Here is a 14,048-nt window from a genome sequence, read left to right as displayed (position 1 = left end):
TGTAACGTGCAAGCAAATTTTTAATTGATTCAACATAAAACAAGTTTGAAATGAGATAATCCTACGATATTCAGGACTCTCATTCAACATGTAAAACAAATAATTATCTTTATAAATCAATATATTGTATGGAATGAGAGGGATAAGCATTGTCAAAATGCTTTGCCTAAAAAACGCTACATGGAAATATAAATGAATCCTTACAGGTGGTGTTAAGCTAATGGATTGAAGAAACAGATTAAAGGTATGAAGAGAGAGCTTCTTTTATCATTATCTTTTCCAATGTTCTTTTCTTTATATTGTTTAAAAATACACTTTGCTTAGCTTTATAGACAAATTCGATAATGAATATGCCGCGCGGCTCGTGTAAATGGGAGAGAAGAAGATCATTGAGGAGAAAAGAAAAAAGTTTCAGGGGATAAGAATAGTAGCTTATATAGATTAAAAAAGGCAGCATATTGTGCTGCCTTTTTTGATAAAATGTACAGAATAGCAATACGCTTCTTGTTACAGCCTTTCCTTAAAACTGATAGCGTATTCCACCTGAAAAGCTTGCACCACTTATACCAGTTTTCTGAAGCTTTTGTTGATAGCTTACATCACCATGAAGGGAGAAATTGTGAGACAGTTGTGCATTGATGCCAATGCCGCCTTCAATTGCAGGTCCCATAGGATCAAGGTCAAAGTCTCTACCAATATGAATGGTACCATCATCACCAAAGGTTTTGATTAAGTTTACTTTTCCATAGAAAGACATAGGACGGTTGTTTTCAGTGGAAATGGTTTGGGTCAAACGTCCACCAACACGGATCAACCATTGAGAAGGATTGTTCATATCAACAGTGAAATTATCAGCATCTTCAATGGTGTTAAACATCAAATGTTGATAGGCAATTTGTGCTTGTGGCTCAAATGTTAAACCTTCCATTCCGGTTGCAAACTCTTTGCCAACAGTGGTGGAAACACTCAACATTTTGGCATCGTTCAACTTTGCGGTATTTCCTCTGAGAGCATTGGCGATATGCCCTTTTAGGATACCGTAGGACAAGAGTGCATCAATGTAGAAACCATTGTTATGCTGTATACTACCATAGGCTGTAATGGCCCATTTATCCAGCGTGTTCTTCCCTGCATCTTCTATATCTTTTGGAGTGAAAGAGAGGCGTCCATAGGTTCCCCCCAGTCCCAGATGTGTTGTGGTATTTTGCCCTTCAATTGCTGCCAATGTGACACCGGCTTGGAGAGCAGCATAGCGAATATCAGCACCATAACCATATTCCAGAGGACCACGCTTGGAAGATAAGGTAGCTGTATTTCCATAGGAGTATAAGAAGAATGCGTTCTTTATCCCTTGTTCTTGTCCTATGGTGGATATTCTCATATTAGCTAAAAACTCGTCTTGCTTAGCTATATCTGTTAATCCAGCGTGAAAGAGAGCATTTGGCATAACTATATAGCTTGCTGTCTGTGGTACAAGAGTGTCCACACCAGAACCTGAACCAGTTTCAAGAATTTCTTTGTGTAAGCGGAAATCCCAGAAATTTTCATTCTTTTCATCAAACAGGTTTTGCGCAATATCGGCTTGTCCATGGCTTGAGTCTGGTCCATAAGCAGTCAGCGTATATTTATAAGGTAAACGACCTCTTGTGGTATAGCCATTTGCCAGTTTGAAAGAGTCTTCCTGTGCTTTTCCAGAGACTTGAATAAGCGAAAGTCCACCGATATTCGAAGGATCAGCAGCATTTACTACACTATTTTTATCCCCTGAATCGCTTTTGATATAAACTGTTGTGTTGCTTGAGACATCACCGTGAATGAGAAGCCTATCGGTTTTTTGATCGGCACTTGCTACGCCATCACTCCAAGCAATGTTGAAGTAAATCTTTGCGTCTCCCGTTGCATTGTAGACTGCTGTGTTGTCTGGTTTTCCAGATCCTATGTGCAATGTGTGATAATGCTCTTCTGTTGGTTTCTCAAAAATAATGGAGCTGTTGTTGAGGTTAAGCTTGGAAACATCAGAACGAGATCTTTGAGCAATATCAAGGAGATTGCCATCATCATCTTTTTCATTTGTACTGGTTTTTACAATCCATTGTGTATTGTTTTGCAAATTAAAGATTGTTTTAGGGCTGTTAATAATTTTTGCTCTACCCTCTAATATGGAGTCATCAGAATTGAGTGTAAAAGTTAAATTATTTTCTTCAGTTGAATTTTTGGTTACTAATAAAACATCAGCACGGATTTCTGATTTATTGCCAAGATTGACGGTGCCGGTTAATTCATCTACGTTAATTCCAACACCGTTTTCAACGTGAAGCTTTGCGTTGGTTAAATTAACTTCTGAGGTTGTATTTTCCACAGGATTTTCAAATTTTATGCCGTTTTTCTCTGCTTTTGCAGAAATTCCCGTCAGATCAATATGTCCACCGTTTTCAACAGCTAATGCTGCCTCTGTTCCTGTTATACTTCCTGTCATCATTGTGATGCTGGAGTCTAAGCCGGTTGCATGGAGGGCATAACCATTAGATGATGTAATTTGGGCGTTTTCGGTTATAGTAATGGTGCTTCCACTCTCTGCACGTATCCCCACATTTTTTCCAGCAAATGATCCTCCAGAGATTGTGATTTGAGAATGATCCATTGCAATTACGCCGATGAATGCTTTTGTAATGTGTACATTTTTTAAAGTGACATTGCTTGCTTGGGAATTTAATCCTGTAAATATTACCGAGTTACCTTTTCCATTGCTCGATATTGTCACATCTTCCAATTTGTTTTCGTTGCTTTTACTGTTATTAAAGGTGGCTCCCCCTGTAGAAGTTGTAATGGTTCCTTTATTCATTTTGATTACGCCGCCGTCTCGTGCAAGGAGTCCAGTCGAAGTGTCTCTAATATTTGTTCCATGCAATTCGATCATACTATTAGAATTGATAACACTTGCACCTAATCCGCTAAGGTGCTTTTCTGTTGTGATAGTAACACCTGTGACCGTAATATGACCACCATCTTCCGCACTCAATGCTGTACGGTCCCCTTTGACGTGTCCTTCATTCATTGTGATGGTAGAGTTTAAACCGTCTGCATGGAGTCCATAACCATTAGATGAGGTAATTTGTGCAGCATCGTCTAAATTGATGGTGCCGCTATCTGCTACATATATTGTTTCACCTTCCGCCTTAAATGATCCCCCAGAGATTTTAATTGTAGAATTGTCATATGCAGCTACGGCATTAATTGCATCAGAGATGGTTACATTTTTTAAAGTGACTTTACTTTTTTCTTCTGCTTCTATTCCATAGCCTAGCAGCGCACCGCCTTCACTACTTGATATTATCACGTTGTCCAGATAGTTTTCTTCGCTCTCACTTTTAGAAAAGACAGCACCAGCTACAGAAGCTTTAATGCTTCCTCCCTTCATACTGATTGCGCCATTGCTTTGGGCGTGAAGACCAATTGCACTATCACTAATCGTTGTGTTTCCAAGCAACTTAATTACACTATTAGAGCCATCAGCACCTGAACCGATACCATCGCCATCTGTTGTTTTTAGAGTAACATCTGTGGCCGTAATATGTCCGCCATTTTCTGCAGCCAATGTCACACCTTTCCCCGTAACGTTTCCTTTTGTCATTGTGATGGTGCTACCGGATTCTTCTGCATAGAGTCCATAGTCTTCAGATGAGGTAATTTGCGCTTCGTTGGTTAAAGTAATGGTGCTGCCGTTTGCGGCACCTATTGTTATACCTTTTGCTTCAAATGATCCTCCAGAGACTGTTATTGTCGAGTGATCATTTGCAATTATGGCACTGGTTGCTTGCGTAACGGTTACATCTTTTAAAGCGACTGTACTGTTTTTGTCTGCTTCTATTCCAGCGATTAGTGGCGCATCGTTTTTACCGCTCGATATCGTCACACCTTCCAGTTTGTTCTTTTCGCTCTCAGTGTTTTCGAAGTAAGCACCAATCTTGGAAGCTGTAATGGATCCTCCGGTCATTTTAATTGCACCATTGTCTTGTGCCAAGAGTCCAATTATAGCATTATCAACAGTTGTATTTCCATGTAATTTAATGACGCTGTCGTCACCAATAGCAATTGCACCAGCTCCTTCTTTGTCCCCTGTCGTTTTTAGAGTAACATTTTCTACCTCGATATGTGCTTTATCTTCTGCAAATAATGCGTAGTTCTTCGTGGTTACTGTTCCATCCGTCATTTTTATTATGGAGTTTTCACCTTCTGCATGGAGCCCATTTCCATCAGTTGATATAATTGTAGTACCATCGTTTCCATTTTTAGCTAAAGTGATGCTGCCACCGTTTAAAGCATACACTGTGTCATTTTCCGTCTCAAATGTTCCTCCAAATACGTTTATTTCAGAATTACTCGCAAAAATAGCTTTTTTTGCTTGTTTTACGGTTACATTTTTTAACGTAACTTGACTGTTATCGATGGCGCTTATTCCCAATAATGAGGATGTATCACCTTCTTTTTTTGATATTGTCACATTTTCAAGCTTATTTCCTTTACTATTGTTTGAGAAGTTCGCACCAACTGTAGATTTGCCAGTTGTGGATACTGTAATAGAACCACCGCTCATTTTGATTGCACCGCCGTCTTGTGCAAAAAGTCCGATTACAGCATCATCAACTATTGTGTTTCCGTGCAATTCAATCGTGCTGTTAGGACCGGTAGATTGTGCACCAACTCCTTTGCTATTTGTTTTTAGAGAAACATCCGTGACCTCGATGTGTCCGCCTTGTGTTGCAGATAATACTGCTTGATTTCCTGTTACTATTCCTCCAGTCATCTTGATTGTAGAGTTTTTACCTTCTGTAACGAGTCCTGTTCCATCAGTTGATGTAATTGTAGCACCATCTTTTTCGCCTTTATTTAAAATAACGGTACCACCATTTAGAGCATATACTCCTTGGTTTTTTCCATTAAATTCTCCCCCAAAAACTTCTAGTTTAGAATCATTCGCAAATATGCCTATTTCTGCTTGAGTGACTGTTACATTTTTTAAAGTTACCATGCTTTTGTTTGCACTGATTCCGAATAGCAGTGGTACTTCATTATGACTGGATATCGTCACTCCGTTCAGTTCGTTTGCATCGCCCTTACTGTTTAAGAAAGCAGCCCCCCCTCCAGAAGCTGTAATAGACCCTCCGGTCATTTTGATCGTGCTATCGTTATTTGCAGTTAATCCAACGACAGCATTTTCAATCTTTGTATTTCCTTGTAGTTCAATCGTGCTTTTATCTCCACTAGCGACGACGACACCTAATCCTTCGTCATCTTCCGTTGTTAGAACGACATTTTCAACTATAATATGTCCGCCGTTACCTGAAAATAATGCCATTTCCTTCGCATTTACTGTTCCACCGGTTATTTTGATTATACCGTTGTTTTTTGCTTCAAGACCAAGGTTAATGTTAAAATCAGTTCCTTTAATGGTTGTTTTATCCCCCGTTAAAGTGATCATACTGTTCTCGCCTTCAGCTGTTACAGCAGCGGGTGATTCTAGAGAAGATGATCCTGGAGAAGATGTGGATGAGCCTTCGCCGGTATCCTTATTTCCGGTTACTGTTAAATTTTCACCAGTGATTTTGCCACTTTCTTTTGCATGAAGAATTTCATAGGACTTACCGGTTTCTCCGGTGACGGCTGGTCCTTCTCCTGAAGCTTCAAGAGATTCAGCATGTGCATTGGAATAGATACTAGAGAGTATGATCGCGACTGTTGCTGTATATGATAAAAGGGATTTTTTATACATCCGTATTCTCCTTTGAAGTCCCCAATATTCATTTCCCCACCGACCTCATAAGAAGAATAGAAAATGAGTTACTGTTCTTAGTGTTGTTACATTACCTCTAACTCGGTAAGTTATTTTAATTTTTCTGTCAAATATTTTAAATAATCTTCATGAAAATGTATATTATGTATAGTTTATTTTTTATTAAATGAGTTTATTTATTTTCTGTTTGTAGTGGGATTATTTTTATATCTTGATAAAATAATAAAAATAATTTTTGATAATTACTGAGAGTTCTTTATGACTATTAAGATATTTTATGATAATTATTTGAAGATATTTTCACTTAATACAAAAATATATTTTACTATCCTATCGTTTATAGTTTTTTGTGTTTTTTCTTGTTTGAATATTGTATAGACAAAAAATTGTTTGAGTTTTCAGATGAGGAGAAAGTTTCTGATAATCGCTTATCTTATTGAGGGCGGTAAAACAGACATATCTTAAGTTTAAAAACGTAATTAATAAAGAGATTCATGTTAAGGTTTTAAATGAATAGTACTTTGGTCAATAAAATTGCACTGTTATTAAAAAGTTTCCGCGTTCATTATTTGTGGGTTTTAATATATTCTGGATAAAAATACCTTATATTTTTCTTGATAAAAAGGGAGGGGGTAGTTTTAGTGTCATTAGGATTTATATAAAGCGAAAAGGCAGCACATTGTGCTGCCTTTTTTTAAATTGAATAGAATGATAGGCTATTTTTACAGCCTTGTCTTAAAACTGATAGCGTATTCCACCTGAAAAGCTTGCACCACTTATACCAGTTTTCTGAAGCTTTTGTTGATAGCTTACATCACCATGAAGGGAGAAATTGTGAGACAGTTGTGCATTGATGCCAATGCCGCCTTCAATTGCAGGTCCCATAGGATCAAGGTCAAAGTCTCTACCAATATGAATGGTACCATCATCACCAAAGGTTTTGATTAAGTTTACTTTTCCATAGAAAGACATAGGACGGTTGTTTTCAGTGGAAATGGTTTTGGTCAAACGTCCACCAACACGGATCAACCATTGAGAAGGATTGTTCATATCAACAGTAAAATTATCAGCATCTTCAATGGTGTTAAACATCAAATGTTGATAGGCAACTTGTGCTTGTGGCTCAAATGTTAAACCTTCCATATTGGTTGCAAATTCTTTGCCAATAGTGGTGGAAATACTAAACATTTTGGCATCGTTCAACTTTGCGGTATTTCCTCTGAGAGCATTGGCGATATGCCCCTTTAGGATACCGTAGGATAAGAGTGCATCAATGTAGAAACCATTGTTGTGTTGTATACTACCATAGGCTGTCAGTGACCATTTATCTAGCGTGTTCTTCCCTGCATCTGACATGTCCTTTGGTGTAAACGACAGCTGCCCATAGGTACCTACAAGACCGAGATGTGTTGTGGTATTTTGCCCTTCAATTGCTGCCAATGTAACACCGGCTTGGAGAGCAGCATAGCGAATATCAGCACCATAACCGTATTTGAGAGGTCCGCGTTCAGAAGATAAAGTTCCTGTGCTTCCATAGGTGTATAAGAAGAAACCGGTTTGTTTTTCCTCTTCTTTTCCTAAGATGGATGTTCTGATATTGGCTAAGAGCGCGTTTTGTTTAGCCATATCTGTTAATCCACTATAGAAGAGAGCATTTGGCATGACCAAATAGCTTGCTGTTTGTGCTACAGGGGCGATCACATCTGAACCATTTCCAAGCAGTTCGGGTTGCAAACGGAAATCCCAGAAATTTTCATTCTTTTCATCAAACAGGTTTTGCGCAATATTGGCTTTGCCTTGGCTTGAATCTGGTCCATAGGCACGTAGTGTATACATATCTGGTAAACCACCTCTTGTGGTATAGCCATTTACAAGTTTGAAAGAGCTTTCTTCTGCTTTTCCAGAAACTTGAATGAGTGAAAGACCACGGATATTGGCAGCAGCAGAGGTATTTTCTTCGACATTGTTCTCTTCTAAGCGCCCCGTAACATAAACTGATGTGTTGCCAGAGACATCCCCATTGATCAAAAGTCTATCGGTTTTTTGCTCATTTATTGCAGCACCATCACTCCATTCTGCGTTGAAGTAAATCTTCGTATCACCCGTTGCATTGTAGACTGCTTTTGTGTCTGGTTTACCAGAACCTATATGCAATGTTTGGTAATGCTCTTCTGTTGGTTCGCTAAAAATAATGGAGCTATTATCGAGACTAAGCGTGGAAATATCAGAACGAGATCTTTGAGCAATATCAAGCAGATTGCCATCATCATCTTTTTCGTTTTTGCTGATCTTCAACGTCCATGTTGTATTGTTTTTCAGATTAAAGTGTACATTTCTGTCTGTAGCAATATTCGCTCTGCCTTCTAGAGTAGACTGATCAGCGCTTAATGTAAAAGTGCCGTTGGAGATCTCTTTTAAACCCACTTGGTTCCAAACCCCTTTGTCTTTCAAATAAATGCCGTTTCCTAGTAAAACATCGGCATGGATTTCTGAATTTTTGAGATTTGCTGTACCGATTGCCAGATCTGCATTATTTTCAATATCGTTGTCAGTGAGAGCTCCAATAAGAATTCCAGTACCATTTTCAACGTGAATATCTGCATTGGTTAAATTGATTTCACTACTTTGATGTTTTTGGGGATCATCCGATTCATTGAGTTTGGTTTTAGAGAGACCTAAAAACTGCAAGCCGCTAATTCCTGCTGTTACAGAAACATTTTTGAGATCAATAAGTCCACCATATGCTACGGCTAGTGCAACTTTTTTTACTTCTATTTTGTTTTCTACGGCACTCTGTGCTGCTTTAGTATCACCATTAATCATCTTAATCGTGCTATTATTTCCTGCAAAAAGACCTTCATCAAAATTTTGAATGGTTGTTTTACCATTTAATTCGATTGCACTATCAGGTTCTGCAGCGTTTACAGCAACGGTCTCATTTTTACTTTCACCACCGGTCATTGTTAAATCTCCGCTAATGATTTTACTCCCACCATCTGCATAAAAACCTTCATCAACATTTTCAATAATCGTTTTGCCCGTTAACGTAATTTCACTCCCAGAGTCCGCTGTCCATACACCAGAGCGGTCTTTGTCGGGGTCTTGATCACTTGCTTCACCACCGATTATTGTTAAATTTTCGCTGGTAATTTTACCACCATCAACTGCTCCAAGACCGTTCAAAGTATTGTTAATTGTTGTATCGCCATGCAATTCAATTCTGCTATCAGGACCAAAGGCCTCTGCACCGGTTCCTTTGCCATCTGTTGTTAAAGCAACATTCGTGGCGTCAATCTGTCCGCCTTTTTCTGCAAATAATGCAACTAGCGCATCCCCTATTGTTGTTACTTTTCCTCCTGCCATTGTGATCTTAGATCCTGAACCATCTGCACGGAGTCCATTACCATTAGATGATGCGACTGTAACATTGTTGTTTAAAGTAATGGTGCTGCCTTCTTTAGCATATACCCCATCAGTTTTTCCATCGAATGATCCTCCAGAGACTGTTATTGTGGAGTGATCATTTGCAAATATGCCTGTGTTTGCTTGAGTGACGGTTACATTGTTTAAAGCCACAGTGCTTTTTTCGGCACTTATTCCCTTATCCATCAATGTGCCATCGTTACCGCTCGATATTGTTACATCTTCCAGCGTGTTTTTATTTTCATCACTTCCGCTAGCGTTGAAAAGAGCACCTATTTGAGAAGCAGCAATAGAACCACCGGTCATCTTGGCTGTAGCTCCATTTTGTACATCAAGGCCGTTTATAACTTTTTCAATGGTTGTTGTGCCTTTTAATGTAATGACGCTGTTAGCGCCATCGGCTTTTGCGCCAGTTCCAGTGCTATCTGTTGTTGTTAAAGCAACATCCGTGACATCGATCTGTCCACCTTTTTCTGCAAATAATGCATTTTGTTTTCCACTGACAGTTCCTCCCGTCTTCGTGATTTTTGCTCCTGAACCTTCTGCATGAAGTCCAGAACCATCAGATGATGTAACCGCAGCTTTTTCGTCTAAATTAATGGTGCTGCCTTCTTTAGCATATACCCCATCATTTTTCCCATCGAATGATCCTCCAGAGACTGTTATTGTGGAGTGATCATTTGCAAATATGCCTGTGTTTGCTTGAGTGACGGTTACATTGTTTAAAGCCACAGTGCTTTTTTCGGCACTTATTCCCTTATCCATCAATGTGCCATCGTTACCGCTCGATATGTTCACATTTTCTAGCGTGGTTTCGTTGTTCTTACTACCGTTGAAAGAAGCACCAATTTCAGAAGCTGTAATGGAAGCGCCATCTATCTTGATTGCCGCTCCATTGTTCATTACAAGGCCATTTTTGAATTTTTCAATGATTGTTTTTCCATTTAACTCAATCTTGCTATTAGGTGTGTAGGCTCCTATACCAATACTTGTTCCTTTGGTTGCAGAACCAATGAGTGTTAAATCTTCACTAACGATTGCACCATTTACTGCCATAAGACCATGGTTTGTGGCGTTTTTAATGGTTGTTTTTCCCTTTAACTCAATCTTGCTATTAGAGTCTTGGACGGACACACCAACATTAGATTCTCCAGCTTCATTAAGGGTTATCGTTAAATCTTTGCTAGTAATTGCAGCACCGCCTACTGCCTGAAGCCCGTTAGTAACTTTTTTAATGGTTGTTTTGCCTTTTAATGTAATCATGCTGTCAGCGCCATCGGCTTTTGCACCAGTTCCGCTGCCGTCTGTTGTTGTTAAAGTAACGTCCGTGACATCAATCTGTCCGCCTTTTTCTGCAAATAATGCAGCTTGTTTCCCAGTTACGGTTTCTTTCTCCTTAGTGATCTTAGACCCTGAGCCTTCTGCATGGAGTCCATAACCATCAGTTGATGTAATTTTAGCATCGCCGGTTAAATTAATGGTGCTGCCTTCTTTAGCATATACCCCATCAGTTTTTCCATCGAATGATCCTCCAGAGACTGTTATTGTGGAGTGATCATTTGCAAATATGCCTGTGTTTGCTTGAGTGACGGTTACATTGTTTAAAGTCACAGTGCTTTTTTCGGCATTTATTCCCTTATCCATCAAGGCGCCATCGTTACCGCTCGATATGTTCACATTTTCTAGCGTGGTTTCGTTGTTCTTACTATCGCTGAAAGAAGCACCAATTTCAGAAGCTGTAATGGAAGCGCCATCTATCTTGATTGCTGCTCCATTGTTCATTACAAGGCCATTTTTGAATTTTTCAATGGTTGTTTTTCCATTTAACTCAATCTTGCTATTAGGTGAGTAGGCTCCTATACCAATACTTGTTCCTTGGGTTGCAGCACCAGTTAGTGTTAAATCTTTACTAACGATTGCACCATTTACTGCCATAAGACCATGGTTTGTGGCGTTTTTAATGGTTGTTTTTCCATTTAACTCAATCTTGCTATTAGCATCTTGGACGTACACACCAACATTAGATTCTCCAGCTTCATTAAGGGTTATCGTTAAAGCGTTGCTAGTAATTGCTGCACCGCCTACTGCCCGAAGCCCGTTAGTCATTTTTTCAATGGTTGTTGTACCCGTTAACTCAATCTTGCTACCAGAATCTTGGGCTACTAAACCAATATTGGTTCCATTTATTATTAAATTTTCGCTGGTGATTTTACCACCTTTTTCTGCAGAAAGTCCGTCCTTAACTTTTTCAATGGTTGTTGTGCCCGTTAACGTAATTTCACTGCCCGAATCTTTCGACGCTACACCAGTGCTGAATTTTTCAGGATCAGGAGAGGTTACTATTAAATTTTCACCCTTGATTGCGCCACCATTTGTTGCTTCAATTGCATCATAGGAACTGCCTGAAGTGGCAGTCGTTATTGTACCTTTTGCATCATTTTTAAGAACATTGTTAGCAGCATATGCGTTGAAATGGGTGCCAAACAGCGTAACAGTCATAGCCGCTGTACAGAGTAACAGAGATTTTTTATACATTTAGATATTTTCCTTAACTTATAAGCCCCACGCATTCCGCCCCCGCTTATAAGAAGGATATCAAATGAATGGTTTTCTACTTTGAGACAAATAGATTATTTTTATTTTTGTGTAAAGTATAATTATAAATTTTATAATAAAATACGTAATGTTTTACTGTAAATCTATTTTATTATTCATTATGAATAAAAATAAAACTAAATTATAAATAAAAATTATTTTATAATATTAAAAATTAAAATATTTAAATCACTAATTTATTAAAAATTTATAAAATAATATGAAGATATTAAAATTTATTTGTAATTTTTTATTGTATATCATAGTGTTATTATTGTGCATTATTTAGAGATAAACTTTATTGAATTATCACAAGAAAGAAAATAATGGAGAAGATATTAAAAAAGAAACCAGAAAAGAGGAAATGAGCAATAAAGAATAGCAGTATCTATGCTGCTGTGAATATACAAAAAAGAAAGCTTGTCGTTTGACAGGAGTTTTTTAAGTGGGAATAGGTGAGATTGGGTGGGAATTTATGATTTTTTTATGACTAATTTTCACCATTAAATGCACATTTTATCAAAATGGATTTTTACATCTAAAAATGAGAAAAATCTGTGATTCAATGGAAAAAATAGGAAAAGGCTTTGAGGATTAAAAAAAACTCTGTGGAAGCCTAGAAAGCCGCCTTTGAAGACCCTTTGAAAAAAATCTATAAATTGTGAAGTTCGCTCCCAAATCAGCCCAAAAAGCGAAAAAAGATATGATATTTTAAAAACAAATTGTTATTAAAAATCTTAATGTAAGGAGAAAGGCACCTTCATTTTCCATTTTTAATGATGGTTAGGTTGGATTTGTGTCGTTCTTGAGTGTTTTTTTAACCTCTATTTGATGTTTTAAATGCAATTTTAAAAAGAGGCAAGGTAAGCTCTATTTCTTCACTGTCGTTGATGTCTTGAATAAGCTCTTGTAACTTTTTATAAAGCTCCGCCGCGAGTTCTGCTATATCTTCAGGGGGAAATTTAATTGTTGCATTTTTGTTATTTGATTGATCCCTTTGTACGGGTGGCAAATAGTGATGGTGGATGGAGCATTAAACCGGCAAGTCCCTTTGCTGCCGCCATGTTTATCAAACGTGATAAGCAAAGGGGCGGTGTTTTTTGGTCTCCCTCCAACCAAGATGTGCATGGCATTTTAGGCACGGCGCGCCCGATTAGCTATTTTGATGGCGAAATCGATCATGAGGCAAATCGCCTCAACCAAGCCGATATTGCGACCTTTATTCCAGCACGGCTTAGCCAAAATGCGCATTTAAATAATTCTGGGGGACAAATAGCTGCCAATGGACGTATTTTATGGGGAAATCATACCACCTCCAGTGATCCACTCTGGCGTTTTGTCAATGTGGTGCGCACCCGTGCAGCGTTGAAAAAACTATCACTAACAGTTTTAGCCCTTGGGCTAATGACGAGAATCTGACTGCTCACTATGTCATTGCTATTACCCGCTCTCTCACGCAGTTTCTTGATGATCTTATTGCGCGGGGTGCACTGCTGGGGGGCGGGTTTGGTTTGATCGCGATTTAAATTCCAACAGTATTTTACAATTAGGACAGTTTCGGGTGGAGTTTGATGCAGAAGAAGTGCCACCTTTAGGAGATTTAAGTTTCGGTAGCCGGTGCAATAGCGCATATTTGATTGGCTTATTGAAGATATCCAAAAGAAAATGATGCACACTTTTGGCGATACGCTTGAAACTTATCGCAAAGCAGCAAGGAGTGAGGCATGACTTTACGCATTGTACGCGGTTTTACCCTGATTGTTGATGGTTTTATGGGTACCCATCACAAGGTTGAGTGATTTTTTAAATCTTTGCCAAGCCGCATCAGAGAATGGATTGGCAGCGTTGATTTATCAGACCTTTTCCATTTACCAAGTTTTTTGGGAGGCACAACAGCCATTCAACCGATTGCACAATTTGCGGGGGCGGGGCATGCCAATTACTCTGTGAGAGAACAAAGAGGCAAAGAGCGCTCCCCCATCACCCACAATCAAAATGTCACGGTGCATGTCAATGGCGCCCGTGATCCTGTGGCCACTGGTCGTGCGGTTGCCCACGCCATTCAACGGGCACGCGCTAATGCGCTGCATGGCGGGACAGAATGAGGGGAGGGAGGCAATGAGGGGAGGGAGCCTATGAGAGATCCTTTGATGATGTTAGGACCGCATCAATTTTATGTGGACTGGCTGAATTTCCAATCCTTTGAAGAAGAGTTTTCTGCCTCATGGGTTTGTATGGA

General features: G+C 38.9%; 3 protein-coding genes and 3 pseudogenes. 3 read left to right on the top strand and 3 right to left on the bottom strand.

Features of this window, described 5'->3' with window-relative positions; all coding sequences use genetic code 11:
- Positions 1-520: 520 nt before the first annotated feature.
- From ACFIK8_RS07200 to ACFIK8_RS07190, 3 genes and pseudogenes are all read right to left on the bottom strand, one after another.
- Positions 521-4,210, bottom strand: a complete 3,690-nt coding sequence (locus tag ACFIK8_RS07200; RefSeq protein WP_404978553.1) for an autotransporter outer membrane beta-barrel domain-containing protein — start codon at positions 4,208-4,210, stop codon at positions 521-523.
- Positions 4,211-6,526: 2,316 nt separating this feature from the next.
- Positions 6,527-11,749, bottom strand: a complete 5,223-nt coding sequence (locus ACFIK8_RS07195) for an autotransporter outer membrane beta-barrel domain-containing protein (protein WP_375669076.1) — start codon at positions 11,747-11,749, stop codon at positions 6,527-6,529.
- A gap of 843 nt (positions 11,750-12,592) precedes the next feature.
- Positions 12,593-12,788, bottom strand: a pseudogene (locus ACFIK8_RS07190) (transcriptional regulator); the annotation flags it as partial.
- On the opposite strand from ACFIK8_RS07190, the pseudogene ACFIK8_RS07185 reads away from it, so the two are divergent.
- The 3 genes and pseudogenes from ACFIK8_RS07185 to ACFIK8_RS07175 all read left to right on the top strand — a co-directional run.
- A pseudogene (locus ACFIK8_RS07185) lies at positions 12,785-13,537 on the top strand (phage tail sheath family protein); the annotation flags it as partial. The pseudogenes ACFIK8_RS07190 and ACFIK8_RS07185 overlap by 4 nt on opposite strands.
- A gap of 83 nt (positions 13,538-13,620) precedes the next feature.
- Positions 13,621-13,914 carry a hypothetical protein gene (locus tag ACFIK8_RS07180; RefSeq protein WP_375669075.1) on the top strand — a complete coding sequence of 98 codons (294 nt, stop codon included), beginning with the start codon at positions 13,621-13,623 and terminating at the stop codon, positions 13,912-13,914.
- 30 nt (positions 13,915-13,944) lie between these two features.
- Positions 13,945-14,048: pseudogene (locus tag ACFIK8_RS07175) on the top strand (phage tail protein); the annotation flags it as partial.

Source organism: Bartonella sp. MR168JLCBS, assembly GCF_042194175.1.
Note: the sequence above shows the minus strand (reverse complement) of the source record. Positions and strands in the feature narration are given on the sequence as shown.